We start from the raw sequence: 25,666 nt of genomic DNA on the forward strand, positions 1-25,666 counted from the left end.
GGGGTCCGGTCGGTGATGAGCCGTGCCGGAGACACTGCGTCCATTCCCGGTGGAGGTGGTGGACAGCATGTCGCACGACAGCAAGTCGACGATCGTGGCCCGAGCGCCGCAGGTAGCCGAAATCGCGGCCCAGTACAGCGACGAGGCGGAAACCGCCCGTCAGCTCTCGCCGCAGGTGGTCCGCGCGGTGCGGGACGCCGGGTTCGCGCGGCACTTCGTACCGGCCGCCCACGGCGGCGAGACCGGCGGTTTCGCCGAGCTGACCTCGGCGGTGGCGCTGGTCGGAGAAGGGTGTACGTCAGCGGCCTGGGCGGCCTCGCTGGCCGCATACGCCGGGCGGTACGCGGCGTTCCTGCCCGAGGCGGGGCAGGCGGAGATCTGGGCGGAGGGACCGGACGTGGTGCTGGCCGGCGCGCTCATGCCGTCCGGCAAGGCGGAGCCCGTCGCCGGCGGCTGGCGGCTGAGCGGTGAGTGGAAGTACATCAGCGGGGTGCACTTCGCCGACTGGGCGCTCGCCTGCGCGGCCGTACCGGCCAAGGACGCCGAGAACCCCCCGGAGCGGCCCGAGGTGCTGTTCTTCGCGGTGCCGCGCGCCGATTTCTCCATCGAGGACACCTGGTCCACCGTCGGCATGCGCGGCACCGGCAGCCACACCCTCCTCCTCTCCGACGTCTTCGTGCCCGATCACCTGACCCTGCCGCGGTCGGCCGTCCACGCAGGGCGCGCGCCCGCGTCCGACGCCCGCTGCCACATCGTCCCGATGTACGCCGTGAACGCCCTGCCCTTCGCCGCTCCGCTGATCGGGGCCGCCCGAGGCGCACTGCGCGCCTGGATCGCGCGGACCGGACAGCGCGTCGACCGCCGGGGACGGGCCGTCCGGGAGATGCCGTCGGCGCAGGTCTCGCTGGCCCGCTCGGCCGCCGAGGTGGACGCCGCGGAACTCCTCATCCTGCGGACGGCGGCGGTGGCCGACGGAACGGAGTGTCCGCCGGAGGGCGAGGCGGCGGTCCGGGGCGCCCGGGACCTCGCACTGGCGGTGGAACTGCTCGTCTCGGCGGTCGACCGGGTCTTCCGCGCGAGCGGGACGTCGGGGCAGTCCTCGTCCGACCCCGTACAGCGGTTCTGGAGGGATGTGAACAGCGCCGCCTCGCACGTGGCGCTGTCCTTCGAGACCACCGGTGCGGCCTACGGCGCCTGGGCGCTGTCCGACGACAAGGGGGGCAAGGGGGACAAGCGGACGGAGCCGGTGCGATGACCGCGTCCCCGCACGACGCTTCAGGCACCCGTTCGGCGGTATCTCCCGAACAGGTGCCCGCCCGGGCGCGGGGTCAGGAGTGCCGCGTCGCCGCAGGTGGTGAGCGCTGTCAGGAGGCCGCTCGTCCGGTTGCCCGTCCGGGACGGCGACGGCATAGTCGTCCTGGATGCGCGTGACATCCCGAACACGGTCGGTGGCCGCCACATTGCCGTAACCGACGTCCACGATCGCCACGAATGCGGCCAGGCAGAGCGCTCACCTGTCAGTCCTCCGGGAGTTGACGATGGTTCAGCAGATCGATGGCGGTTCGGCCGCCATCACGGATCGCCAGGACGCGGTGGACGCCGAGGTGGCCCCCGAGCAGTTCCGCGCCGCGATGGCGCGCTTCCCCTCGGGCGTGGTCGTGGTGACCACCCGTTGCGCGGACGGCACCCCCCGGGGATTCACGGCCAGCTCCTTCTGCTCGGTGTCGCTGGAGCCGCCGATGATCCTCGTGTGCCTGGCGAACTCGGCCGACTCGGCAGCGTCGTTCGAGTGCTGCGACCGTTTCGCGGTGAGTGTGCTGGCCCCGGACCACCGCCCGCTCGCACTGCGCTTCGCCACCAAGGGCAGCGACAAGTTCGCGTCGGGCGGGCTGTGCCTCAGCCCCGACGGGCTGCCGACGGTCGAGCGGGCGCTGTCCGAGCTGGACTGCGCGGCACACGCCCGTCACCCGGCCGGGGACCACACGGTCCTGATAGGCCGGGTGAAAGGCGTCCGCCTCGGTGAGGGATCCCCGATGGTGTACTACGACCGGTCGTTCAGAACCCTGGCCTGAGACGGAAATCTGACACGGAAGCCCGAGACGGAAGCCCGGCACAGAAGCCCGACTCGGAGCCCGAAACAGAGATGCTCCCCGTCATCCACATGACGGGGAGCATCGGAACAAGTCTTGTCAGCGCATCTTGCCGCCGCGCGGCATGCGCATCCCCTTGGGCATAGGACCCTTCGGCAGCGGCATGTTGCTCATCAGGTCGCCCATCGCGCGCAGCCGGTCGTTGGTCGTGGTGACCTGCGGGCCGGAAAGGACCCGCGGCAGCTTCAGCATCGTCGTGCGGAGCTTCTTGAGCTCGACCTGACCCTCGCCGGTGCCCACGAGAATGTCGTGCACCGGGACGTCCGAGACGATCCGCGCCATCTTCTTCTTCTCGGCGGCCAGCAGGCTCTTCACCCGGTTCGGGTTGCCCTCGGCCACCAGCACGATGCCGGCCTTGCCGACCGCGCGGTGCACCACGTCCTGGCTGCGGTTCATCGCCACCGCGGGGGTCGTGGTCCAGCCTCGGCCGATGTTGTCCAGCACGGCAGCGGCTGCGCCCGGCTGGCCCTCCATCTGCCCGAACGCGGCCCGCTCGGCCCTGCGCCCGAAGACGATCGCCGTCGCGAGGAAGGCGAGCAGGAGGCCGAAAATGCCGACATAGATCGGGTGGCCGATCAAGAAGCCGATCGCGAGGAAGACACCAAGGGTGGCAATTCCGACAGCCGCGAGTACAAGACCGATCTTGGAGTCGGCCTTGCGGGTCATCTTGTAAGTCAGAGCGATCTGCTTGAGTCGCCCGGGTTCGGCAGCGGCGTCCGCTGCGCTTTCCTTCCTCGCCATGCCTGGAAGTCTACGTGGCCCGGGAAGCGCCGACGACGGCAGTACCGGGGGAGCGGCGGGCGAGGTGCCGCGGGGAGCGGGACGGCACTACGAACGCGTCGCGACGGCTTCCAGTACGCGCTGTGCCTCGACCCTGTCCTTGGCGTGGCGGCGGTCCTCCAGGACGGAGGTCCAGGCGTTGCGACGGGCGGTGCGCTGGCCGCCGCTCATCAGGATCGACTCGACGGCACGGAGTGCATCGGTGAACGACGGGATGGCGGTGGCGCGTACGGGCGCAGCCTGCATGATGGTGTTCCCTCCTCGGGGTGGCGGCTCTGGCGGGTGCTTCACGTGGCGTAAGACCAGGGTCACTGATTGGTGTTACCAGGGCGTGACCGACCGGTCAAACGCCAATGAAACCTTGATGCACCGGGCACGATCGCTGACGCGCCCCTGACAGCGTCCCCATCTGCGGGTAAGACCTCCGCCGTGCCGAACGGGCCATTGTGAAGGGGGAGTTGCTTGTGCGCCGATTCACACAAAAGCGGTGGCACTCAGTGCCACCGCTCTCGTTGGACCGCTGTCTGCGGCGAGTCCTACCGCCTAGGCCGTACGGGGTCGTCGTACGTGCCGGTGCGTCGGCTCAGACCGCCTGTGAGGCGACGTACGCGCCACGCTTCTCGACGGCCATCTGGTACAGCCGCCCGGCGCGGTACGAGGAACGCACCAGCGGGCCGGACATGACACCGGAGAAGCCGATCTGCTCGGCCTCGTCCTTCAGCTCCACGAACTCGTGCGGCTTGACCCAGCGCTCGACGGGGTGGTGACGCACCGAGGGACGCAGGTACTGCGTGATCGTGATCAGCTCGCAGCCCGCCTCGTGCAGCTGGCGGAGCGCCTCGCTGACCTCCTCGCGGGTCTCGCCCATGCCGAGGATCAGGTTCGACTTCGTGACCAGACCGTAGTCGCGGGCCTCGGTGATGACCTTCAGCGAGCGCTCGTAGCGGAAGCCGGGGCGGATGCGCTTGAAGATCCGGGGGACCGTCTCGACGTTGTGCGCGAAGACCTCCGGGCGCGAGGAGAAGACCTCGGCCAGCTGGTCGGGCTCGGCGTTGAAGTCGGGGGCGAGCAGCTCGACCTTGGTGCGGCCGGCCTCCCGGCCCGAGGTCTGGGCGTGGATCTGGCGGACCGTCTCGGCGTACAGCCAGGCGCCGCCGTCCGCCAGGTCGTCGCGGGCGACGCCGGTGATCGTGGCGTAGTTCAGGTCCATCGTGACGACGGACTCGCCGACCCGGCGGGGCTCGTCGCGGTCCAGCGCCTCGGGCTTGCCGGTGTCGATCTGGCAGAAGTCGCAGCGCCGGGTGCACTGGTCTCCCCCGATGAGGAACGTGGCCTCGCGGTCTTCCCAGCACTCGTAGATGTTGGGGCAGCCCGCCTCCTGGCAGACCGTGTGCAGACCCTCGCTCTTCACGAGGGCTTGCATCTTCGTGTACTCGGGACCCATTTTCGCCCGGGTCTTGATCCACTCGGGCTTGCGCTCGATGGGGGTCTGGGCGTTCCGGACCTCCAGGCGCAGCATCTTGCGTCCGTCGGGTGCGACTGCGGACACATCGGCTCCCTGTAGCTTCGATTCTTCGGCGTACACCAGGGTACGCCCGTTCGTTTTCGGTCTACGAGACGGGCAACCCTGCGGAACAGGGGCCCATTCCCGCTGGGCTACGCAGACGCCCGCTCGATCTCCCGGGGCAGCAGTTCCGCATTCTCCAGTACGTCCTTCAGGTGCCGCTCGACCACCGGCAGGACGTCGGCGATCGTCACGTCGCGGCCCAGTTCGTTCGCCAGGGACGTGACGCCGGCGTCACGGATGCCGCACGGGATGATGCGGTCGAACCACACGTTGTCCGGGTTCACGTTCAGCGCGAAGCCGTGCATCGTCACGCCCTTGGCCACCCGGATGCCGATCGCCGCGATCTTGCGGTCCTCGCGGCGCTGGCCGGCGTTGGAGGGGGCGTACTCGGGGCCGTTGAGCCGGGCGTCGAACTCCTCGTCGTGCAGCCGCGGGTCGAAGTCCAGGGAGAGGCCGCCCAGCGCGGGGCGCTGATCCACCGGGTCGCCCAGCACCCAGACCCCGCTGCGCCCTTCGACGCGGCTGGTCTCCAGGCCGAACTCCGCACACGTACGGATAAGAGCCTCTTCCAGGCGGCGTACATGTGCTACGACGTCCACCGGGCGCGGCAGCTTCTGGATCGGGTAGCCCACCAGCTGGCCCGGTCCGTGCCAGGTGATCTTGCCGCCGCGGTCCACGTCGATGACCGGGGTGCCGTCGAGGGGCCGCTCGTTGTCCGCCGTGCGCCTGCCCGCCGTGTAGACCGGCGGGTGCTCCAGGAGGAGACAGGTGTCGGGGGCCTCGTCCAGGAAACGGGCGGCATGTACGCGCCGCTGCTCGTCCCACGCCTCCTGGTACTCGACGGCCTCCGCACCGAATCCCATACGGACGAACCGCAACTCACTCACGGCAAGCGCCTCCCTAGAAGCTTCGTCAGGCACGCGGAACAAGCGAAGTACCTGTGTCAGGCATGTAACGCGACCACGCCACTGTACGTCCGGCCGATGCCCGTCAGCCCGGCGGCCAATCCTCACACGATCGGATGAATGCCCGTCGAATTGTGCGACCACGTGCTCACGCTCCGCTACATTCGCGCCGTTCAAGAGGCCAAAAGGGCTGCTCACAGGCAATCCGGGCCACCTCGGCGGCCCCAAGGCCGCTCAGAGGCCCGAAAGGCAGGAGACCGCACCGCAGATGACGGAACGACCCGCGCAGCGCACCCCCAACCGCCAGCTCGCCGCGCTCATCGCAGAAGCGGGGTTCTCCAACGCAGGTCTCGCCCGTCGCGTGGACCAGCTCGGCCTCGAACACGGCCTGGACCTGAGATACGACAAGACCTCGGTCACCCGGTGGCTGCGCGGCCAGCAGCCGAGAGGGACCACGCCCGCACTCATCGCCGAGGTGTTCACCCGCCGCCTCGGACGCCGGCTCAGCGCACAGGACCTAGGACTCGACGCGTGCGCCCCGGTGTACGCCGGGCTCGAGTTCGCCGCGACCCCCGAGGAAGCCGTCGACATCGTCAGCGGCCTCTGGCGCAAGGACTCCGGCAGCCACGCCGAGCTGCGCAAGATCGCCTTCACCCCGGCGGGACTCGTCGTCCCCAGCCGGGACTGGCTCATCGGGAAGGCCGACGACCGGGTGAGCCGCGGCGAACCCGGGCCCGGACGCGTCCCCGTGCAGGGCCGCCCCGCCGTGCCCCGGCAGCGCAACCAGACCGAGCGCGGCCCCGGCCAGAAGGTCACCGGCGGCGACATCGCCGCGCTGCGCTCGGTGGGCGAACTGTTCCGCACCCTCGACCACGCCTACGGCGGCGGACATGCACGCCAGGCCCTGGTCCGCTACCTGGAGCACGAGGCCGAGCCGATGCTGCGCGGCGCGTACGGCGAGCAGACCGGGCGGCGCCTGTTCGCCGCCACCGCCGACCTCACCAGGCTCGCCGGCTGGACCTCGTACGACATCGCCGCGCACGGGCTCGCCCAGCGGTACTTCGTCCAGGCGCTGCGCCTCGCGCAGGCGGCAGGGGACCGGGCGTACGGCTCCTACGTCCTGGTGACGATGAGCAGGCAGGCCGTCTATCTGGGACACGGGCGGGAGGCCGTGCAGCTCGCGCGGGTCGCCCAGCAGGGCGTCGGGTCGGCGGCGCCGCCCGTGATCCAGGCGATGCTGCACGCCGTCGAGGCACGCGGGCACGGGGTGCTGGGGGAGGTGCGGGCCTGCACGGCGTCCCTGGTGCGCGCCGAACGAGCCCTGGAGGCGGCCCGCTCCGGCGACGAAGTCCCCTACTGGGCACGGCACTTCGACGAGGCGCAGCTCGCCGACGAGTTCGGGCACTGCCATCGGGACCTCCAGCAGTACCGGGCCGCCGCGCAGCACGCCGAGCGCTCGCTGCAGTTGCGGGCGCCCGGCTATGCGCGCAGCCGGCTGTTCTGCCGGGTGGTGCTCGCCTCGGCGCGGCTCGGGCTCGGGGAGCTCGACCAGGCCTGCCAGTTGGGCGCCGAGGCCGCCGGTCAGGCGGTGGAGATGCGGTCGGTACGGGCTGTCGAGTACGTACGGGACTTCGAGCGGCGGCTCGAGCCGTACCGGGACGCGGCGCCCGTACGCGGGTACCGCGAGCGGGTGGCGGCGCTGGGCTGAGGCTCAGGCCGCCGACTCCAGGGGCTCCTCCAGTAAGGCCGGGCGGGAGGAGCCCAGGTCCATGAGCACGGCGTGGGCCGCCCGGCGGGCCGAGTGGAGCGCGCCCTGGACCGTGCTCGTGTCGCGGTGGTCGCCGCAGACGTACAGCCCCGCCAGGAGCCGTACCGGGCGGCGCAGGTCGTGCGGCGGGGGCATCGCGGGGACCGCCTCGGGGTCGTGATGGACCGCGAGGAGTTCCCAGCGCGAGGTCGACGTCCCGTAGAGGCGGGCCAGTTGGGCGCGGACCGCCGCGTCCAGGTGGGCGGCGGCCGGCGGAGTGCCGAGCACGGTCGAGGAGATGAGGGCCCGTCCGGCCGGCGCGCGGGTCGCGTCCACCTGGCTGATGACCGCCGTGTGCGCCACCGGGCCGCTCCGGTCCGAGTCCAGGAGCAGGGCCCCCTCCGAGAGCGGGGGCTCGTCCGTGGTGTGGTGCAGGACCGTCACCGGATGGAAGGCGGGCAGGTGCAGCCCGGGCAGCAACTCGGCGGCGGCCCGCGCCCCGGTCGCCAACAGGACGGCCCGGCAGGTGAGTTCGCCGTGGTCCCGCGTCGTCACGCTGGTCGTGGAGACCGTGCGGACCTGGACGCCTGTGTGGACCGTGCCCGGCGGGAGTGAGGCCGCGAGAAGTTCCGGGAGTGTGTCGGCGCCGCCCTCCGGCAGACACAGCCGGCCCGTCGCGAAGGAATGCAGCGCCAGGTCCGCACAGCGGCTGGAGGTCTGGAGCGCCGGATCGCAGAGCAGTGCGGCGAGGAGAGGACGTAGGAAGCCGTCGACCGTGCGGGGCGGGAGGCCCCGGGCGGCCAGCGCCTGTGCGGCGGGGAGGTCCGGTCGGGCGAGGAGGCGGGCCGGTGGGACGGCGGCGAGACGGGCGAGCGCGGTGGAGAGGCGGGTCTGGTCCATGGGGCCACCGAGGGGGCCGGGGCGGGGGGCTCCGCCCGGGGGGCGTGGCCGGGGGAGGCGGGGGGCGCTCGCGAGGGCGCGCGCGGCGGTGAGTGCGCCCCTCGCGCTCCGGGGGGCGCTGGGGGCGGCCGTGCGGTGGTGCAGGCCGTCGCTGTGCAGCAGGACGCCCGGCGAGAACGGGCGCAGGGTCAGGGTGTTCAGGCCCGGGGTGATGCGTAGTTCGGGGTACGCCGTGGAGAGGAGCCGGCCCGTGCGGTCGAGCCGGAAGCCGTCGACTTTCTCCGTGGACATGCGGCCGCCCACGTTCTGGGCGGCCTCCAGGACGGTGGCCGTGAGGCCTGCCCTGGTCAGATGCTGGGCGGCTGCGAGGCCGGCGACCCCGGCTCCCACGATGACGACGTCCACGTCTTGCGCCAGGCGAGCGGGCTCTAGCACGTGCTCCTCCTCGAGGTTGCGCGGCGGCCTTGCCGGGTGGGGACGTCATGCCCCCAACGGGCTCCAGGGATACCCGAGTTCGGATCGAGGGTAGGGGCGTGGCCGCCGGGGGGAAGTCGCGCGGGGGCCGTGCACGGTCGCATGGGGGTGCGTGCGGGCGGGCCCGGGGTGGGTTTTTCGCCCCCTCCGCCCCTACCCGTCCCTTGTTTCTGGGGCTCCGCCCCAGACCCCGCTCCTCAAACGCCGGAGGGGCTGAAAATCTGCTCACCGCCCCTGAAGGCGCGCCGCCAGTTCCCGTATCGCCGGCAGGCGGGCCGTCAGCGCGGCGCCCGGGCAGCTGGTCATGAAGCCGTCGTTGTGGCCGGCCAGGGTGGGCAGCACGGCGGACGTCCCGGCGGCGAACCGGGCGAGGTTGTTGCTGGAGGTCAGCCGGACCGTGGCACGCGGATCGACGTCCGAGAGTCCGAGCTTCCACGCGGTGAGCGCGGCGATCGCATCGGTCATCGCCCGCGGCACCGGCGTACCCGCCGTGAACGTACCGATCGCCGCGACCCCGGCGGTGCGATGGTTGAAGCCCTGCGCGTGCGCCCCGGTGACGGGCCGGTCGACACCCCCCGCGCGGCCCTCGTAGATCGTGCCGCAGCGATCGACGAGGAAGTTGTACCCGATGTCGTCCCACTGCCGGGCACCGGTCTGCCCGGCGTACAGATAGCGGATGATGCGGGGCGCGTCGGCGCAGTCGTACCCGTTCGGCGAGTCGGTGTGGTGGACGAAGACGGCGACGACCCGGTCGTCGTAACGGGCGGGCGGCTGGTCGTGGGTGCTCTCGGCGTCCAGCCACCGCGACCGCGGCACGATGGGCGGCTTGGCCGCGGGGTGGACCACGGCGGGCCGGGCGGCGACCGGCGGCCGCGCGGGACGGTCCCCCGTACGACCCACCCGTACGGCGCACACGACAAGGAGCAGGACGGCGATCATCCCGGGCACGCACGCCAGCCCGACGAGAGCCGCCCGCGGCAGCCGCACCCTCCGTGACCGAGCACGCGGCGACCACCCGCCGCGGGACCGCGCACTCCGCGGCCGATCCCCCCGCGACAGGGACAGGGACGACAGAGGCAGCCGGCGCACCGCACGCCTCGCCCGCCCCCCGCCCCGTATTCGTGCCCCCCGCGTCTTCCGGAAGACACGCATGCACTCACCCTGACCCGGAACCGCGCCCCCCGCGATGTGTGTTGTGCCACCCGGTGGAACCTTCGTGGAACCATCGGCCCGGTCCGGGACGTTTTTAGAGGTCCAGGCACGTGCGCGTGCCTGATCACTGGGCCCGCGTCACGCGTACTAGGGGGCCCGAGAGAAAGGCGGCCCCGTGGACCTGCTCGACCTCCTGCTGTTGCTGGTGATCCTGGCCTACGCGGCGTCCGGCTACCGTCGCGGCCTGGTCGCAGGCTGTGTCTCGCTGGCCGGTTTCGTGGGCGGCGCCGTCATCGGCGTATGGGTGCTGCCGTGGATGATGGACCTGGTGGAGCCGGGGACACCCGGGGCCACGGTGACGGCCGTCCTTACGGTGCTCGTGCCCGCCGTGGTGGGCCACGAGCTGATGGGACGGCTGGCGCTGAAGCTGCGCCGCGAGCTGGACCGCGGGCCGCTGCGGGTGGCCGACGGAATCGGCGGAGCCGCGGCGAACACGGTGGCCGTGCTCCTTGTGGCCTGGGTGGCCGCGAGCGTCCTGGGCGCCTCCTCGTCCGCCGTCGTCACCCAGTCGATCCGCAACTCGGCGCTGCTTGGCGCCGTACAGGACGCGATGCCGGAGACCACACCGACCTGGTTCTCGCGCGCGACCTCGGCGCTCACGGAGGCGGGCTTCCCGCAGGTTTTCAACCCCTTCGAGAACGAGCCGGCGGCCGGTGTCGCGAAGCCCTCCGGGGACAGTGTCACGGCGACCGCGACGAACGCCGCCAAGCTGAGCACGGTGAAGGTCGAGGGCGTCTCGGGCAACCAGGGCCGCGAGGGCAGCGGCTTCGTCTACACGTCGGAGCACGTGATGACCAACGCCCATGTGGTGGCGGGCATCGACGAGCCGACCGTCCGGGTGGGCGGCGTGGGCCGTGCGTACGAGGCGACGGTGGTGCTCTTCGACCCGCAGAAGGACGTCGCCGTCCTGTACGTCCCGGGCCTCAAGGCGCCCGTGCTCCCCTTCGACGACACCGCCACGCGCGGCGACTCGGCGGTCGTGGCGGGCTACCCGCAGGACGGCGGGCTCGACCTCCAGGCGGCCACGGTCGCGAGCCGGATCGACGCGACGGGCCAGAACATCTACAGCACGGGCACCGTCACCCGCGAGATCTACTCGATCCGCTCCACCGTCCGCCCCGGCAACTCCGGCGGCCCGCTCCTCACCACCGACGGCAAGGTGTACGGCGTCGTCTTCGCCCGCTCGACCTCCGACGACGAGACGGGTTACGTCCTGACGGCGGACGAGGTCGCGGGCGACGCCCGGCAGGCGGCGAACGCCACGGCGGCGGTGGACACGGGCGACCTCATCGCCTCCTGACACTCAGGAGCCGGGGTCGGCGTTACGCCCCTGTGGCACGTTTTGCCATGTCGGCGTAAAGCGCCCCCGCACCGATTCCGGGCGTACCCTTTCTCCGGTGAGCAGCCAGCCGTCCCCCGCACCGCCCGCCCGCTCCCTGACCGAGCGACGCAAAGCGGCGACCCAGCTCGACATCGCACGCGCGGCGGCGGAACTCTTCATGGAGTACGGCCCCGACGGCACCACGGCGGAGGACATCGCCCGCCGCGCCGGAGTCGCGCTGCGCACCTTCTACCGGTACTTCCGCAACAAGCAGGACGCCGTCGGCCCGCTGCTCTCCGCCGGCGGAGACCACTGGCGCGACCTGCTCGCGGCGACAGAACCGGGCACAGCGCTTCCCGAAGCACTGGAGACGGCGATCGAGGAGGCGTTGTCCAGCCCCGACAAGCACGCGGCCGAGGGCCTGAACCTGACCCGCGCGCTGCTCCGGGCCGCTGTGGACGACCCGGCCCTGCGCGCCGTCTGGTACCGCGTCAACCAGGACTCCGAGGAGAAGCTGATCCCGGTGGTGACCCGCCTCGCCGGTATCGGGGCGGACCCCCTGGAGGCCCGCCTCGCCGCCGCGGTGGCCACGGACGCGATCAGGGTCGCCCTGGAGGCCTGGGCGGAGACGGACGCGGACGTACGGGGGCCGGGCTCCCCGGCCGAACTGGCGGTGCGCTGCCTGCGTCAACTCATGGGCGGCATGCGCCCGTTGCTGGCCGGGAGTCCGGCAGGGGGAGACAGAGCGGGAGGGGAGGGCTGATTGCAGCCGGCACCCCACGGTCAGAGATGGCGCCCCATCAGTACGTCGTCCACGTACGCGCCGTCGAGCAGGAACTCCTCCGGCAGGATCCCCTCCACCACGAACCCCTCGGACTCGTAGAGTTTCCTCGCCGGGGTGTTGTGCCCCAGCACGCGCAGCGTGATGCGCCGGGCCCCCTGCCGCCGCGCCTCCTCCTGCGCGGCCCGTAGCAGCGCCCGCCCCACCCCGGCACCGCGCGCCTCGTCGGCCACCGCGAGGCCCTGGATCTGCCGCACGTGGGAGTTGCAGGGGAGGGGGGTCGGGAACCCCAGCCGGATGTAGCCGACGACATCGTCGCCGAGCTCGGCGACGAGGTGATCACGCGGCCCGAACCGCTCGTTGTAGAAGGGTTCGTACGGCGGACGGGGGCGCGGCGTGACGGCGTGCAGCGGGGACCAGGTGACGCGGTCGAGTCGGCCGAGCGTGTCCTCGTCGTCGAAGGTGGCGAAACGTATATGCGGAACCGGCATGAGGATCACCTTACGGCGGCCCCACCCGGCCCTCTGAATCGCCGGCGGGCGCGGCACTATGGACCCATGAGTGACTCACGCCTTGCCCCCGGTTCCCGCGTCGCGATCGCCGGTGCGTCCGGTCTGATCGGGTCGGCGCTGGCGCGTTCCCTGACCTCGGACGGATACGAGGTGATCCGCCTTGTCCGCCGGGCGCCCGGCGGGAAGGACGAGGTCCAGTGGGATCCGGAGGGCCACCGGCTCGACGCGGCGCGTCTTGAGGGGTGCGCGGCGGTGGTCAACCTCGCCGGGGCGGGGGTCGCTTCGCGGTACTGGACCAAGGCGTACAAGGAGAAGATCCGCCGCAGCCGGGTGCTCGGCACGAAGACGCTGGCCGACGCGGTCGCCTCGCTCGACTCGCCGCCGGGGGTGTTCGTCAACGGCAGTGCGATCGGGTTCTACGGGGACACCGACGGGCGGGCGGTGGACGAGTCGGCGCCGGCCGGGGACGGGTTCCTCTCCTCCCTCTGCGTGGAGTGGGAGGGGGCGACGGCTGCCGTCCAGGAGGCGGGCGTCCGCACGGTCTTCGTCCGTACGGGGCTGGTGGTGGCCCGCAAGGGCGGGGCCTGGGGGAAGCTCTTCCCGCTCTTCAAGGCGGGGCTCGGGGGGCGGATGGGGTCCGGCGGTCAGTACTGGAGCTTTGTCTCGCTGCACGACGAGGTGGCCGCGATCCGGCACCTCATCGACACCGAGTCGCTGTCGGGTCCGTTCAACCTGACGGCCCCGGAGCCCCTCACCAACCGTGAGATCACCGAGGCGATGGGGCGCGTCCTGCACCGGCCCACCGTCCTCGCGACGCCGGCGCCCCTTCTCCGCCTCGCCCTCGGCGGCATGTCCGACGACATCCTCGGCAGCCAGCGGGTGCTTCCCACGCGGCTTCTTGAATCGGGCTTCACGTTCGCGTTTCCGACGATCGAGGGGGCGTTGCGGGCGGCGCTGCGGTGAGGAGGGTTTTATCGCCCCCTCCGCCCCTACCCGTCCCTTGCTCCTGGGGGCTGCCGCCCCCAGACCCCCGCTTCGGCCTGGACGGCCTCGTCCTCAATCGCCGGACGGGCTAGGGGGTAGCCCCTCCGGCGTTTGAGGAGCGGGGTCTGGGGCGGAGCCCCGGGAACGGGACGGGTAGGGGCGGAGGGGGCGAAAAAACTATGCCCGCACCCGCCCCAACGCCATCTCCGCCAGCACCGCCGCCCCCGCCGGTATCGCCGCGTCGTCGAACACCGCGTACGCGGAGTGGTTGAGGTGCTCGGCGGTGTACCAACTGGCCTCGCTATACAGGTCGGTCACGACCTCACGGCACATCCGGAACCACCGCGACAACCACAACCACAGCCATGCCGCAGGTGGTTCACAGAATTCCCAGAGCCGGGCGTCCTACCGTCGTCGTACGCACTGACTGGAGGTGGGGATCATGAGCGGCAGTCGTAGGGAAACCCCGGAGAAGGGTGCCGGCTGGGCCAGGGCGGCGCGCGGTCCGTGGACGGTGGTCTGCGCGATGGTGACGGTCGTCCTGGGGCCGGCCGCGGTCACGGCGTCGGCCCTGGACCAGGCCAACGCGGCGCCGATGTACCACGCGGTGAAGCTCGACCAGACGCAGGCGTACATCCCCTCGGACACCGGCCGCCGGAAGACTCTGGCCACCTGAGGCCGGCGGCTTGAGGTCGGCGGCCGAGCGGTTCAGCCCCTGAACCGCTCCCACAGCTTCGGATAGCGATCCGCGAGCGCCGACTCGTTCTCGAAGTCGACCGGTGTGCCCTCCGGCTCGGGCGGCGCGGGCGGAATGCCCAGGTCGGGGGCGACGACGCCGGTGAGCTGTTCGTACGCCTCGTCCGCCGAGTAGCCCAGTTCCTCGCCGTCGCCGTCGATCTCCTCGTCGAAGTCGTCCACGAGATCGGCGAGCGAGTCCGGGTCGTGCAGCGCGCCCTCGAAGACCTCCCGGCCCTGGCCGATCAGCCAGCACCGGAAGAAGTCGAAGGCGTCGTCGCTGGCACCGTCGAGCAGTACCCAGGCCGCGCCCCACAGATCCCAGCGGTAGGCGCGGTTGTAGCGGGACTCGAAGTGCCGGGCGAAGTCCAGGACCGAGTCCGGGTCCATCTGGAGGAGCCGCTCGACGAGCAGGTCGGCCTGCTCCTCGGGGTCGCCCTCGGCGCCCTCACGGGTCGCGTCCACCAGCTCCCAGAACTCCGTCTCGTCCATCACGGGTCAAGCATCGGGCCTGGACGGGAGGGACGCACGTGGAGTGCCGCAGATTGTTATGCGTGCACATGCCGAAGGTAAAACCGCCGGGTTCGGGCGGATTTTCGAGGGAGCCGTGTCAGCGGGCCGAGACGGGCGGGTGGGTGGGAGACCCGTCGCGGAGCGGCGGAGAAGGGTGCTGGGAGGCGGGGCGAGTCGGGTGGGTGGGTGGGAGAGCCGTCGCGGAGCGGCGGGGATCGGTGCCCAAAGGCGCGGTCACCGGTAAAGGGAGGCCAACCGAGCCGCGTCCCCAGCGAAGCGCTCACGTAGCGCCGCCGGCGACAGCACCTCCACCTCCGCCCCGAGCCCCGTCAGCTGCGAATGGGCGACCTCCTCGGACTCGACGGGGAGGGTGACGGTCACCCGGCCTCCGCTGTCCGGCGGCCCGGAGACGGACAGTGCCTCCCGAGCGGACGCGGGATCGACGACGTACGGAAGTCGTCGTACGCCCTCGGGAGACAGCCGTACGACGACCTCCGCCCGCAGGATGGACCGGGCGAACTCCTCGGCCCGCTCCGCCCAGAACCCCGGCAGGTCGAACCCCTCCTCCCGGCTGAAGCGGTCCGCGGCGCCGTCCACCGCCGTGAACCGGTCGATCCGGTACACCCGGAAGGACCCCGCCTCCGGCACCCGCGCGCACAGGTACCAGACGCCCGCCTTCAGCACGAGCCCGTACGGCTCAATGGCCCGCTCCACCTCGGCCTTCCCACGCCGGTAGCGCGCGGTGATCCGCCGGTCGTCCCACACCGCGTCCGCGACCATGGGCAGCAGCTCGGGCGCCTTGGGCTCGCTGAACCAGGCCGGCGCGTCCAGATGGAACCGCTGCGCCACCGTCCGCGAGGCGTCCCGCAGGGAGGGAAGCAGCGCCGCGGACACCTTCAGCCGGGCCGCCGAGGCCGCGTCCTCGAGCCCCATCTCGCGCAGCGCCCCCGGCACCCCGCTCAGGAACAGCGCCTCCGCCTCACTCCGGGCCAGCCCGGTCAGCCGCGTCCGATACCCGCCGACCAGCCGGTACCCGCCGGCCCGCCCCCGGTCCGCGTACACCGGGACCCCCGCCTCCGACAGCGCCTGCGCGTCCCGGGTGATCGTCCGCTCGGACACCTCCAGCTCCCGCGCCAGCTCGGCGGCGGTCATCGACGGCCGCGACTGGAGCAGCAGCACCATCTTGATCAGGCGGGCAGCGCGCATACGTTCATGATGCCGCTCCCCGCCGACAGCGAAGGGGCACGGCAATCGCCGTACCCCTTCGCCTCAGAACTGCGGAAACTACAGGCCGTACCGCTCCCGCGCTTCCTTCACCGCGGTGGCCTTGACCTCACCACGGCGCGCGAGCTGCGCGAGTGCCGCGACGACGATCGACTCCGCGTCGACACCGAAGTGGCGGCGGGCGGCGTCACGGGTGTCGGACAGACCGAAGCCGTCGGCACCGAGCGAGGAGTAGTCCTGCTCGACCCACTGCGCGATCTGGTCCGGGACCTGGCGCATGTAGTCGGAGACCGCGAGGACCGGGCCCTCCGCGCCGTGCAGCGCCTGGCGTACGAACGGCACCCGCTCCTCGCCGCGCAGCAGCGCCGCGTCGGCGTCCAGGGCGTCGCGCCGCAGCTCGGTCCAGGAGGTCGCGGACCACACGTCGGCGGCCACACCCCACTCCTCGGCGAGCAGCTTCTGCGCCGCGAGGGTCCAGTGGATCGCCGTACCGGAGCCGACGAGCTGGATGCGCGCGGCGTTGGCGGCCGGGGACAGCCCCGCCGACTCGGCCGTGTTGAAGCGGTACAGGCCCTTGACGATGCCCTCGTCGATACCGAGTCCGGCCGGCTTGGCGGGCTGCGGGATCGGCTCGTTGTAGACCGTCAGGTAGTAGAAGACGTTCGGGTCCTCGCCGGGTGCCGCCTCGCCGTACATGCGGCGCAGACCGTCCTTGACGATCGTCGCGACCTCGTACGCGAATGCCGGGTCGTACGACATGGCCGCCGGGTTGGTCGCCGCGATGACGGGGGAGTGGCCGTCGGCGTGCTGCAGGCCCTCACCCGTCAGCGTCGTGCGTCCTGCCGTGGCGCCGACCAGGAAGCCGCGGCCGAGCTGGTCGCCGAGCTGCCACATCTGGTCGGCCGTGCGCTGCCAGCCGAACATCGAGTAGAAGATGTAGAACGGGATCATCGCTTCGCCGTGCGTGGAGTACGCGGTGGACGCGGCGATGAAGTCCGCCATGGAACCGGCCTCGGTGATCCCCTCGTTGAGGATCTGGCCGTCCTTGGCCTCCTTGTAGTACATCAACTGGTCGCGGTCGACCGGCTCGTACGTCTGGCCCTTGGGCGAGTAGATGCCGAGGGAGGGGAAGAGGCTCTCCATGCCGAAGGTGCGCGCCTCGTCGGGGACGATCGGCACCCAGCGCTTACCGGTCTGCTTGTCGCGGACCAGGTCCTTGACCAGGCGTACGAACGCCATGGTCGTGGCCACGTTCTGCGAGCCGGAACCCTTGTCGAAGGACGTGAACGTCTTGTCGGCGGGGGCGGGCAGCGGCGCGAGCGCGTGCGTACGGCGGGCCGGGGCCGGGCCGCCGAGGGCCGCGCGGCGCTCCTGGAGGTAGCGGACCTCGGGGGAGTCGGCGCCGGGGTGGCCGTAAGGCACCACACCGTCGACGAACTGGCTGTCGGAGATGGGCAGTTCGAGCAGGTCACGCATCTGCTTGAACTCGTCCGTCGACAGCTTCTTCATCTGGTGGTTGGCGTTCTTAGACGCGAAGCCCTCGCCCAGGGTGTGGCCCTTGACCGTCTGGGCCAGGATGACCGTCGGCGCGCCCTTGTGCTCGACGGCCGCCTTGTAGGCCGCGTACACCTTGCTCGCCTCGTGACCGCCGCGCGAGAGGTGGAAACACTCGAGGATCTTGTCGTCGCTCAGCAGCTGCGCCATCGCGACGAGCGCCGGGTCCTTGCCGAAGAAGTCCTGGCGGATGTAGGCGGCGTCGCGGGTCTGGTACGTCTGCACCTGGGCGTCCGGCACCTCGCGGAGCCGTCGTACGAGCGCCCCCGTGGTGTCGAGCCGGAACAGCTCGTCCCAGGCGTTGCCCCACAGCGACTTGATGACGTTCCAGCCGGCGCCGCGGAACTGGGCCTCCAGCTCCTGCACGATCTTGAAGTTGGCGCGGACCGGGCCGTCGAGGCGCTGCAGGTTGCAGTTGATGACGAAGGTCAGGTTGTCCAGACCCTCGCGGGAGGCCAGCGCGAGTGCCGCCGTCGACTCCGGCTCATCCATCTCGCCGTCACCGAGGAACGCCCACACGTGGGACGCGGACACGTCCTTGATGTTGCGGCTGGTGAGGTAGCGGTTGAAGCGCGCCTGGTAGATCGCGGAGAGCGGGCCGAGGCCCATCGACACCGTCGGGAACTCCCACAGCCAGGGGAGGCGGCGCGGGTGCGGGTACGAGGGCAGACCGTCGCCGCCGGACTCGCGGCGGAAGTGGTCGAGGTGGTGCTCGGTCAGCCGGCCGTCGAGGAAGGCGCGGGCGTAGATGCCGGGGGAGGCGTGGCCCTGGATGTAGAGCTGGTCGCCGGACCCGTCACCCTCCTTGCCCTTGAAGAAGTGGTTGAAGCCGGTCTCGTAGAGCCAGGCAGCGGAGGCGAAGGTGGCGATGTGGCCGCCGACGCCGTATTTGCTGCCCCGGGTCACCATCGCGGCCGCGTTCCAGCGGTTCCACGCGGTGATCCGGTTCTCCATCGCCTGGTCGCCGTCCGCGACGGGCTCGGCGGCGGTGGGGATGGTGTTGACGTAGTCGGTCTCAAGCAGCTTGGGCAGCGCGAGGCCGTTGCCCTCGGCGCGCTCCAGTGTGCGGCGCATCAGATACACGGCACGGTGCGGCCCGGCCGCCTTGGTGACGGCGTCCAGGGAGGCCTGCCATTCGGCGGTCTCCTCGGGGTCGCGGTCCGGGAGCTGGTCGAGCTCGCTCGGCTGGATAGCGGTGGGGTCGGTCATTGCGCCGCCTTCCGGATGCGGAGGGGGGTTCCCTCGTCGGTAAGGGGTTTTCGGGTGCCCTTGATGTCTTTGGCAGGACAGGGCGGCGGGCTCTGGTGGGAGCCCGGGGTGACTGTAACTCCCTGATCGATGATCGATCAAAGGGTTCCAGGGCAAAACCTCTCCAGATCGAGAAAGTCGGCACGGGGTGCCTTCAAGCCAGGCACGGGGTGCCTTGGATTCAAAGGGTTTTCCCAGGTGAGCGGGGGTGCGCTCCGCTGTGTCGCGTGCTCTGCGGTGCGTGTGTCGCGTGCTTCAGGCGCGCGGCGCGCAGCCCAGTACGTGCGCCTTCACGAGGTCGGCGATCAGCGGGTCCCGGCGGCGGAACGCGTCCACGAGGGCCTCGTGCTCCTCCGCGTACGACTGCTGTACGGTCCCCAGCCAGCGGATCGACAGAGCCGTGAACACCTCGATGCCCAGGCCCTCCCAGGTGTGCAGGAGGACCGAGTTCCCGGCCGCCCGGACCAGCTCCCGGTGGAAGCCGACGGTGTGCCGGACCTGGCCGGTCCCGTCGGACAGCCGGTCGGCCTCGTAGAGCGCCGTGACGTGCGGCTCCAGGGCCGAGCAGTCCTGGGCGAGCCGCTCGGCCGCCAGCTCCGCCGCGATGGCCTCCAGACCGGCCCGTACGGGATAGCTCTCCTCCAGGTCGGCCGCGGTCAGATTCCGTACCCGTACGCCCTTGTTGGGCGCCGACTCGATCAGCCGCAGCGACTCCAGCTCGCGCAGCGCTTCCCGCACCGGCGTCTGGCTGACCTCCAGCTCGGTCGCGATCCGCCGCTCCACGATCCGCTCGCCCGGCTTCCAGCGCCCGCTGACGATCCCCTCCACGATGTGCTCGCGGATCTGTTCGCGCAGCGAGTGGACGACGGGCGCGGTCATGAAGTGCTCCTTGTACTGGGGGCGTGCCGGCCCCAAGGGCGTTTGACGTTTAGACAATAAGGCCGCGCCGCCGCCGAGGAGAGGCGCACAGGGGCGCTTTCGCGCAGGTGAGACGAGACTTACACGCTCGCAGAGCGAGCGCCTTTGTAAAGACCCGTACCGGGTGCGGTGCGGAGGTGTCACGGCCGTGTCACCCCGTGAACTCGCGGGGCCCGCACGGCGTGGGGGTCGGCACAGGGGTCGCCGTCAGGAGCGCCCCTGGGCACAGCAGGGGGATGACATGAACGAGCGCGGGCTTCGCCGGGCGACGGCGGCAGTGGTGGCAGGGCTGGTTGTGGGCTTGACGGGATGCCAGCAGATGGCCACGGGGGCGGCGGCGGAGCCGGGCGGTGGTACGAAAACCGTCGTCGGGATGGCGGGGCCCCAGCAGCCCACCGGTTCCGGCGGCGCCTGCGTCTTCGTCAAGCCGGACGGCGCACAGAAGCTCGGGCACGTCGGCTGGGGCTTCCGGATCACGGGAACGAACCGCTGGGTCTACGGCGCGGTGGAGAACCCCTCCGGCAAGCTCCACACCCCGCCCGGCGGCGACATCGGCGCCTGGCACGCGGAGGGCACCTACGCCCGCATGCTCGGCGACATGTCCCGGGACGCGTACTACCCCGGCAGGTCGGAACACCCGTACAGCCGCTACCGCTGCACCGGATCCACGAGCAGTGATGTGCCGGCCGCCCGGGCGATGATCCGCAAGGTCGAAGGGCGCGGCTTCCTCGTCGGCAGGGACCCGAAGACCGGAAACCTCACCTCATGGGACTGCCTCGACGCGACGTACGACGTCCTCAGGGCGTACCGGACGCAGCGGCTGACGCCCGCCGCCAAGCTGTCCATTCCGAACGTGTGGGTGGAGACGCTGTGGGGCTGGTCGGACAAGACGCTGAAGCCGCGCTAGAAATGCGATGCCCCCGCCCGGAAGTTCCGGACGGGGGCATCGCACAAGCGGTTCGGTTACAGGCCGAGCTCGACCTCGAACTCGCCCGCCTCCAGGATCGCCTTGACCGCGGTCAGGTAACGGGCCGCGTCGGCGCCGTCCACCAGACGGTGGTCGTAGGAGAGCGTCAGGTACGTCATGTCGCGGACGCCGATGACGGTGCCCTCTTCCGTCTCGATGACGGCCGGACGCTTGACCGTGGCGCCGATGCCCAGGATCGCGACCTGGTTCGGCGGCACGATGATCGTGTCGAAGAGCGCGCCGCGCGAGCCGGTGTTGGAGATGGTGAAGGTCGCGCCGGACAGCTCGTCCGGGGTGATCTTGTTGGCCCGGACCTTGCCCGCCAGTTCGGCGGTGGCCTTGGAGATACCGGCGATGTTCAGGTCGCCCGCGTGCTTGATGACCGGGGTCATCAGGCCCTTCTCGGAGTCCACCGCGATACCGATGCTCTCGGTGTCGAAGTAGGTGATCGTGCCCTCTTCGACGTTGATCCGGGCGTTGACGGCCGGGTGGGCCTTCAGCGCCTGGGCCGCCGCCTTCACGAAGAACGGCATCGGGGAGAGCTTGACGCCCTCGCGGGCCGCGAAGGAGTCCTTCGCCTGCGCGCGCAGCCTCATCAGCCGCGTGACGTCGACCTCGACGACCGAGGACAGCTGGGCCTGCTCGTGCAGGGCCTTCACCATGTTGTCGCCGATGACCTTGCGGATGCGGGGCATCTTGACGGTCTGGCCGCGCAGCGGAGAGGCCTCCAGAGCCGGCGCCTTCTTGGCGGCAGCCGGGGCAGCGGCGGCCGGAGCCGGAGCGGCTGCGGCGGCCTTCGCGGCCTCGGCGGCGGCGATGACGTCCTGCTTGCGGATACGGCCGCCGACGCCGGTGCCCTTGACGGTGGCCAGGTCGACGCCGTTCTCGGCGGCGAGCTTGCGCACCAGCGGGGTCACGTACGCGCCTTCGTCACCGGAGGTCGCGGCGGGAGCCGGGGCCGGGATGACGGGGGCGGGCGCCGCGACCGGCGCGGGAGCCGGGGCCGCGGGCTGGACCGGAGCCGGGGCGGCTGCCACCGGAGCGGCAGGCGCGGGAGCCGGGACAGCGGGCGCGACGGGGGCGGGCGGAGCGACCGGAGCCGCGGGGGCGACCGGAGCCGGGGCAGCGGCGGCGGGAGCGGCCGGAGCCGCCGGGGCAGCCGCGGCCGGAGCCGCGCCGGGAGCGCCGATGACGGCCAGCCTGGCACCGACCTCGGCGGTCTCGTCCTCGCCCACCACGATCTCAAGCAGCACGCCGGCGACCGGCGACGGGATCTCGGTGTCGACCTTGTCCGTGGAGACCTCGAGTAGCGGCTCGTCCTCCGCGACCTCCTCGCCGACCTCCTTCAGCCAGCGGGTGACGGTGCCCTCGGTGACCGACTCGCCCAGTGCGGGCAGCACGACGTCGGTACCGGAGGCGCCACCGGCCGGAGCGGCAGGGGCGGCGACGGGGGCGGCCGGAGCCGCGGGGGCCTCGGCCACTGGGGCCGGGGCAGCGGGGGCGGCCACGGGCTCGGCGACGGGGGCCGGGGCGGCAGCGGGCGCACCCGAGCCGTCGTCGATGACGGCCAGCTCGGCGCCGACCTCCACCGTCTCGTCCTCGGCGACCTTGATGGAGGCGAGCACACCGGCTACGGGCGAGGGGATCTCGGTGTCGACCTTGTCGGTCGACACCTCCAGCAGCGGCTCGTCGGCCTCGACGCGCTCGCCCTCTGCCTTCAGCCAGCGGGTGACAGTGCCCTCGGTGACGCTCTCGCCGAGCGCCGGAAGGGTTACGGAAACCGCCATGGTTTCTGTTGCTCCTTACGAATGGTGCGGAAGTCTGTGGTCGTCGTCGCGCCTGCTCGACGCGGTGACTGGGGACAGCCGGTGGCTGAAGGTCAGCCGCCCGCTGATCAGTCGTGCGAGTGCAGCGGCTTGCCCGCGAGGGCCAGGTGGGCCTCGCCGAGCGCCTCGCTTTGCGTCGGGTGCGCGTGGATGAGCTGCGCGACCTCGGCCGGCAGCGCCTCCCAGTTGTAGATCAGCTGGGCTTCGCCGACCTGCTCGCCCATACGGTCACCGACCATGTGGACGCCGACCACGGCACCGTCCTTCACCTGGACGAGCTTGATCTCGCCCGAGGTGTTGAGGATCTTGCTCTTGCCGTTGCCCGCGAGGTTGTACTTCAGAGCGACGACCTTGTCCGCGCCGTAGATCTCCTTGGCCTTGGCCTCGGTGATACCCACGGAGGCGACCTCGGGGTGGCAGTACGTCACCCGGGGGACACCGTCGTAGTCGATCGGAACGGTCTTGAGACCGGCCAGACGCTCCGCCACCAGGATGCCCTCGGCGAAGCCGACGTGCGCGAGCTGGAGCGTCGGGACCAGGTCACCGACGGCGGAGATGGTCGGGACGTTCGTGCGCATGTACTCGTCGACCAGGACGTAGCCGCGGTCGATCGCGACGCCCTGCTCCTCGTAGCCCAGGCCCTGCGAGACCGGACCGCGGCCGACCGCGACGAGCAGCACCTCGGCCTCGAACTCCTTGCCGTCGGCGAGGGTGACCTTGACGCCGTCGGCGGTGTACTCGGCCTTCGAGAAGAAGGTGCCCAGGTTGAACTTGATGCCGCGCTTGCGGAACGCGCGCTCAAGCAGCTTGGAGGAGTTCTCGTCCTCGAGCGGGGCGAGGTGCTTCAGACCCTCGATGATCGTGACGTCCGTACCGAAGGACTTCCACGCGGAGGCGAACTCGACGCCGATGACGCCGCCGCCGAGCACGATCGCGGACTGCGGAACGCGGTCCAGGACCAGCGCGTGGTCCGAGGAGATGATGCGGTTGCCGTCGATCTCCAGGCCCGGCAGCGACTTCGGCACGGAGCCGGTCGCGAGGAGCACGTGGCGGCCCTGGATGCGCTGGCCGTTCACGTCGACCGACGTCGGGGAGGAGAGGCGGCCCTCACCCTCGATGTACGTCACCTTGCGGGAGGCGATGAGCCCCTGCAGGCCCTTGTACAGGCCCGAGATGACCCCGTCCTTGTACTTGTGGACGGCTGCCACGTCGATGCCCTCGAAGGTGGCCTTGACACCGAACTGCTCGCTCTCGCGGGCCTGGTCGGCGATCTCACCCGCGTGCAGCAGAGCCTTGGTCGGAATGCACCCACGGTGCAGGCAGGTACCGCCGACCTTGTCCTTTTCGATCAGGGCGACGTCCAGACCCAGCTGCGCTCCGCGCAGCGCCGCGGCGTAACCGCCGCTACCGCCGCCGAGAATCACTAGGTCGAAAACGGTGCTGGCGTCGTTCGCCACGTCACGTCCTCCATGCATGTGCGCCTCACGCCGGTCAACTGTGACCGGGCGGCGGCTGGTGTCCGGCCGCTCTTTCTCCGGCCCTGTGGTGGGGGCCCTGTCCTGCCGAGAACCCATCTTCGCACTTGTCGGCGACGAGCGAGACGCCGGGCCGGTGTGTGACACGTCCCACCTGGATTGCAGAGGGGACAAAACGGCCCCGGGTGAACTTGTCACCCGGGGCCGTACAGCAGCGCCCCTTCAGAGGCGCGAGCGACCACGACGGACTCGCGGTCGCCCCACACTGCTAGCCGAGATCCCCCGCCGCGGTCAGCTCGGCAAGCCGCACCAGCGTCCGAACCGCCGACCCCGTACCCCCCTTGGGCGTGTAACCGAACGGCCCGGCCTCATTGAACGCGGGCCCCGCGATGTCCAGGTGCGCCCAGGTGATCCCCTCACCCACGAACTCCCGCAGGAACAGACCGGCGACCAGCCCGCCACCCATCCGCTCACCCATGTTGGCGATGTCGGCGGTGGGGGAGTCCATCCCCTTGCGGAGATGCTCCGGCAGCGGCATCGGCCAGGACTCCTCGCCGACCTCCTCCGCGGCCTCGACGATCGACGCCCGGAACGCGTCGTCGTTCGCCATGACGCCGAAGGTGCGGTTGCCGAGCGCCAGCACCATGGCTCCGGTCAGCGTCGCCACGTCGACGATCGCGTCCGGCTTCTCCTCGGAGGCCTTCCACAGCGCGTCGGCGAGGACGAGACGGCCCTCGGCGTCCGTGTTGAGGACCTCGACGGTCTTGCCGCTGTACATGCGCAGCACGTCACCGGGGCGGGTCGCGGAACCGGAGGGCATGTTCTCGGCCAGCGCGAGCCAGCCGGTGACGTTGACCTCGAGACCCAGGCGCGCGGCGGCGACCACGGCAGCGAAGACCGCCGCCGCACCGCTCATGTCGCACTTCATCGTCTCGTTGTGCCCGGCGGGCTTGAGGGAGATGCCGCCCGAGTCGTAGGTGATGCCCTTGCCGACGAAGGCGAGGTGCTTGGTCGCCTTGGCGGAGGTGTACGACAGCTTCACCAGGCGCGGACCGGCGGCCGAGCCCTTGCCGACGCCGAGGATGCCGCCGTAGCCGCCCTTTTCGAGGGCCTTCTCGTCGAGCACCTGCACCTTGATGCCGTGCTCCTTGCCGGCCGCGCTGACGACGGCGGCGAAGGACTCGGGGTTCAGGTCGTTCGGCGGGGTGTTGATGAGGTCGCGGGCGCGGTTGAGCTCCTCGGTCACGGCGGTGGCGCGCGCGATCGCGGCCTTGTACGCCGCGTCACGGGGCTTGCCGCCGATCAGGGCGACCTCGCCGAGCGGGGCCTTGCCGTTCTTGGCGCCGTTGCCGTTCTCCTTGTACGCGTCGAAGGCGTACGCGCCGAGGCGGGCGCCCTCCGCGACGGCACCGGCGTCGGCGGGGTCCGAGATCGGCAGGGCGAACGCGGCCTTCTTCGCACCGGCGAGGGCGCGGGCGGCGGCACCGGCCGCGCGGCGCAGCGCCTCGGCGCCGTAGGTGTCGTCCTTCTCCGGGACCGCTCCCAGGCCGACGGCCACGACGACCGGGGCCTTGAAACCGGAGGGCGCGGGCAGCTTCGTCACCTCGCCCTCGCCGCCCGTGGCGCCGAGGGTCTCCAGGATGCCGGCGAGCCCGCCGTCGTACGCCTTGTCCACGGCCTCGGCGCCCGGTGCGACGACCGGACCCTTGGGGCCCTTCGCGACACCGACGACGATCGCGTCGGCCCGCAGACCGGACGCCGCGGCGGTGCTGAGAGTGAGAGCAGTCACGGTGGTGAAATCTCGCTTCCGTTGAAATTGCTTCGGCCGAGTGGGGATGGGTCGACCGGGCCCGACGATCGACCCTAGATCCGG

General features: G+C 71.3%; 23 protein-coding genes. 8 read left to right on the forward strand and 15 right to left on the reverse strand.

All coding sequences use genetic code 11. The features are described 5' to 3' along the window. Positions 1-67: 67 nt before the first annotated feature. Both OG266_RS32390 and OG266_RS32395 read left to right on the forward strand, forming a co-directional pair. Positions 68-1,255 (forward strand): acyl-CoA dehydrogenase family protein, encoded by a 1,188-nt coding sequence (locus OG266_RS32390; protein ID WP_371550026.1) that lies wholly within the window; start codon positions 68-70, stop codon positions 1,253-1,255. A 283-nt stretch (positions 1,256-1,538) separates the two neighbouring features. Further along, complete coding sequence (locus tag OG266_RS32395) at positions 1,539-2,072, forward strand: flavin reductase family protein (RefSeq protein ID WP_266464910.1); 534 nt, start codon at positions 1,539-1,541, stop codon at positions 2,070-2,072. A 117-nt stretch (positions 2,073-2,189) separates the two neighbouring features. Here the strand turns inward: OG266_RS32395 and OG266_RS32400 are convergent, their stop codons facing one another. The 4 genes from OG266_RS32400 to lipB all read right to left on the reverse strand — a co-directional run bounded on the left by OG266_RS32400 (position 2,190) and on the right by lipB (position 5,384). After that, entirely contained in the window at positions 2,190-2,891 is a 702-nt protein-coding gene (locus OG266_RS32400; RefSeq protein WP_266464914.1) for a DUF4191 domain-containing protein, read from the reverse strand. Positions 2,892-2,978: 87 nt separating this feature from the next. Then, on the reverse strand, positions 2,979-3,176 hold the full coding sequence (locus OG266_RS32405; protein ID WP_266464918.1) for a hypothetical protein: 198 nt from the start codon (positions 3,174-3,176) through the stop codon (positions 2,979-2,981). A gap of 337 nt (positions 3,177-3,513) precedes the next feature. After that, the gene (gene lipA / locus OG266_RS32410; protein WP_371550029.1) at positions 3,514-4,479 is read right to left on the reverse strand and encodes a lipoyl synthase; all 966 of its coding nucleotides are present in this window, start codon (positions 4,477-4,479) and stop codon (positions 3,514-3,516) included. A 107-nt stretch (positions 4,480-4,586) separates the two neighbouring features. After that, on the reverse strand, positions 4,587-5,384 hold the full coding sequence (gene lipB / locus OG266_RS32415; RefSeq protein WP_329548072.1) for a lipoyl(octanoyl) transferase LipB: 798 nt from the start codon (positions 5,382-5,384) through the stop codon (positions 4,587-4,589). 286 nt (positions 5,385-5,670) lie between these two features. On the opposite strand from lipB, the gene OG266_RS32420 reads away from it, so the two are divergent. Beyond that, a complete protein-coding gene (locus OG266_RS32420) occupies positions 5,671-7,110 on the forward strand; it encodes a regulator (RefSeq protein ID WP_371550032.1) in 1,440 nt (479 codons plus the stop codon). A 3-nt stretch (positions 7,111-7,113) separates the two neighbouring features. Here OG266_RS32420 and OG266_RS32425 read toward each other — a convergent pair whose 3' ends face one another. Beyond that, the gene (locus tag OG266_RS32425) at positions 7,114-8,484 is read right to left on the reverse strand and encodes an NAD(P)/FAD-dependent oxidoreductase (protein WP_371550033.1); all 1,371 of its coding nucleotides are present in this window, start codon (positions 8,482-8,484) and stop codon (positions 7,114-7,116) included. Between the two features lie 264 nt (positions 8,485-8,748). Beyond that, entirely contained in the window at positions 8,749-9,462 is a 714-nt protein-coding gene (locus tag OG266_RS32430; RefSeq protein ID WP_329550267.1) for a peptidoglycan recognition protein, read from the reverse strand. 388 nt (positions 9,463-9,850) lie between these two features. Here OG266_RS32430 and OG266_RS32435 point away from each other — a divergent pair, with 388 nt between their 5' ends. Next, entirely contained in the window at positions 9,851-11,035 is a 1,185-nt protein-coding gene (locus tag OG266_RS32435; RefSeq protein WP_371550036.1) for a MarP family serine protease, read from the forward strand. A 97-nt stretch (positions 11,036-11,132) separates the two neighbouring features. After that, complete coding sequence (locus OG266_RS32440; protein ID WP_371550038.1) at positions 11,133-11,819, forward strand: TetR/AcrR family transcriptional regulator; 687 nt, start codon at positions 11,133-11,135, stop codon at positions 11,817-11,819. Positions 11,820-11,839: 20 nt separating this feature from the next. On the opposite strand, the gene OG266_RS32445 is transcribed toward OG266_RS32440, so the two are convergent. Beyond that, on the reverse strand, positions 11,840-12,328 hold the full coding sequence (locus OG266_RS32445; RefSeq protein ID WP_266464942.1) for a GNAT family N-acetyltransferase: 489 nt from the start codon (positions 12,326-12,328) through the stop codon (positions 11,840-11,842). A gap of 66 nt (positions 12,329-12,394) precedes the next feature. Between OG266_RS32445 and OG266_RS32450 the strand changes: the two genes are divergently transcribed. Then, positions 12,395-13,312 (forward strand): TIGR01777 family oxidoreductase, encoded by a 918-nt coding sequence (locus OG266_RS32450; protein WP_371550040.1) that lies wholly within the window; start codon positions 12,395-12,397, stop codon positions 13,310-13,312. Between the two features lie 198 nt (positions 13,313-13,510). On the opposite strand, the gene OG266_RS32455 is transcribed toward OG266_RS32450, so the two are convergent. Continuing rightward, entirely contained in the window at positions 13,511-13,651 is a 141-nt protein-coding gene (locus OG266_RS32455) for a hypothetical protein (protein ID WP_329548079.1), read from the reverse strand. A gap of 124 nt (positions 13,652-13,775) precedes the next feature. On the opposite strand from OG266_RS32455, the gene OG266_RS32460 reads away from it, so the two are divergent. Next, complete coding sequence (locus OG266_RS32460; RefSeq protein ID WP_371550043.1) at positions 13,776-14,009, forward strand: hypothetical protein; 234 nt, start codon at positions 13,776-13,778, stop codon at positions 14,007-14,009. A 32-nt stretch (positions 14,010-14,041) separates the two neighbouring features. Here OG266_RS32460 and OG266_RS32465 read toward each other — a convergent pair whose 3' ends face one another. The 4 genes from OG266_RS32465 to OG266_RS32480 form a co-directional block, all read right to left on the reverse strand. Further along, complete coding sequence (locus OG266_RS32465) at positions 14,042-14,560, reverse strand: DUF4240 domain-containing protein (protein ID WP_266470749.1); 519 nt, start codon at positions 14,558-14,560, stop codon at positions 14,042-14,044. Between the two features lie 255 nt (positions 14,561-14,815). Then, positions 14,816-15,787 carry a YafY family protein gene (locus OG266_RS32470; protein ID WP_266464952.1) on the reverse strand — a complete coding sequence of 324 codons (972 nt, stop codon included), beginning with the start codon at positions 15,785-15,787 and terminating at the stop codon, positions 14,816-14,818. A gap of 78 nt (positions 15,788-15,865) precedes the next feature. After that, a complete protein-coding gene (gene aceE, locus OG266_RS32475) occupies positions 15,866-18,568 on the reverse strand; it encodes a pyruvate dehydrogenase (acetyl-transferring), homodimeric type (protein WP_371550045.1) in 2,703 nt (900 codons plus the stop codon). A 294-nt stretch (positions 18,569-18,862) separates the two neighbouring features. After that, the gene (locus tag OG266_RS32480) at positions 18,863-19,486 is read right to left on the reverse strand and encodes a GntR family transcriptional regulator (RefSeq protein WP_266464960.1); all 624 of its coding nucleotides are present in this window, start codon (positions 19,484-19,486) and stop codon (positions 18,863-18,865) included. A gap of 280 nt (positions 19,487-19,766) precedes the next feature. Between OG266_RS32480 and OG266_RS32485 the strand changes: the two genes are divergently transcribed. Further along, entirely contained in the window at positions 19,767-20,432 is a 666-nt protein-coding gene (locus tag OG266_RS32485; protein ID WP_266464964.1) for a hypothetical protein, read from the forward strand. Between the two features lie 56 nt (positions 20,433-20,488). Here the strand turns inward: OG266_RS32485 and sucB are convergent, their stop codons facing one another. The 3 genes from sucB to OG266_RS32500 all read right to left on the reverse strand — a co-directional run bounded on the left by sucB (position 20,489) and on the right by OG266_RS32500 (position 25,582). Beyond that, positions 20,489-22,279 (reverse strand): 2-oxoglutarate dehydrogenase, E2 component, dihydrolipoamide succinyltransferase, encoded by a 1,791-nt coding sequence (sucB, locus tag OG266_RS32490; RefSeq protein WP_371550047.1) that lies wholly within the window; start codon positions 22,277-22,279, stop codon positions 20,489-20,491. Between the two features lie 107 nt (positions 22,280-22,386). Beyond that, on the reverse strand, positions 22,387-23,775 hold the full coding sequence (gene lpdA, locus OG266_RS32495; RefSeq protein ID WP_266464970.1) for a dihydrolipoyl dehydrogenase: 1,389 nt from the start codon (positions 23,773-23,775) through the stop codon (positions 22,387-22,389). A gap of 286 nt (positions 23,776-24,061) precedes the next feature. Continuing rightward, on the reverse strand, positions 24,062-25,582 hold the full coding sequence (locus OG266_RS32500; RefSeq protein WP_371550051.1) for a leucyl aminopeptidase: 1,521 nt from the start codon (positions 25,580-25,582) through the stop codon (positions 24,062-24,064). Positions 25,583-25,666: the final 84 nt, after the last annotated feature.

Source organism: Streptomyces sp. NBC_00554 (genome assembly GCF_041431135.1).
In the GTDB taxonomy this organism is placed as follows: Bacteria; Actinomycetota; Actinomycetes; order Streptomycetales; family Streptomycetaceae; genus Streptomyces.

Excerpts from the sequence above, each read along its gene's own strand:
- aceE (WP_371550045.1), bottom strand. The coding sequence starts at position 18,568 with ATGACCGACCCCACCGCTATCCAGCCGAGCGAGCTCGACCAGCTCCCG.
- OG266_RS32480 (WP_266464960.1), bottom strand. The coding sequence starts at position 19,486 with ATGACCGCGCCCGTCGTCCACTCGCTGCGCGAACAGATCCGCGAGCAC.
- OG266_RS32400 (WP_266464914.1), bottom strand. The coding sequence starts at position 2,891 with ATGGCGAGGAAGGAAAGCGCAGCGGACGCCGCTGCCGAACCCGGGCGA.
- OG266_RS32445 (WP_266464942.1), bottom strand. The coding sequence starts at position 12,328 with ATGCCGGTTCCGCATATACGTTTCGCCACCTTCGACGACGAGGACACG.
- OG266_RS32465 (WP_266470749.1), bottom strand. The coding sequence starts at position 14,560 with ATGGACGAGACGGAGTTCTGGGAGCTGGTGGACGCGACCCGTGAGGGC.
- OG266_RS32390 (WP_371550026.1), top strand. The coding sequence starts at position 68 with ATGTCGCACGACAGCAAGTCGACGATCGTGGCCCGAGCGCCGCAGGTA.
- OG266_RS32395 (WP_266464910.1), top strand. The coding sequence starts at position 1,539 with ATGGTTCAGCAGATCGATGGCGGTTCGGCCGCCATCACGGATCGCCAG.
- OG266_RS32405 (WP_266464918.1), bottom strand. The coding sequence starts at position 3,176 with ATGCAGGCTGCGCCCGTACGCGCCACCGCCATCCCGTCGTTCACCGAT.
- OG266_RS32450 (WP_371550040.1), top strand. The coding sequence starts at position 12,395 with ATGAGTGACTCACGCCTTGCCCCCGGTTCCCGCGTCGCGATCGCCGGT.
- OG266_RS32430 (WP_329550267.1), bottom strand. The coding sequence starts at position 9,462 with ATGATCGCCGTCCTGCTCCTTGTCGTGTGCGCCGTACGGGTGGGTCGT.
- OG266_RS32420 (WP_371550032.1), top strand. The coding sequence starts at position 5,671 with ATGACGGAACGACCCGCGCAGCGCACCCCCAACCGCCAGCTCGCCGCG.
- OG266_RS32470 (WP_266464952.1), bottom strand. The coding sequence starts at position 15,787 with ATGCGCGCTGCCCGCCTGATCAAGATGGTGCTGCTGCTCCAGTCGCGG.
- sucB (WP_371550047.1), bottom strand. The coding sequence starts at position 22,279 with ATGGCGGTTTCCGTAACCCTTCCGGCGCTCGGCGAGAGCGTCACCGAG.
- OG266_RS32485 (WP_266464964.1), top strand. The coding sequence starts at position 19,767 with ATGAACGAGCGCGGGCTTCGCCGGGCGACGGCGGCAGTGGTGGCAGGG.
- OG266_RS32460 (WP_371550043.1), top strand. The coding sequence starts at position 13,776 with ATGAGCGGCAGTCGTAGGGAAACCCCGGAGAAGGGTGCCGGCTGGGCC.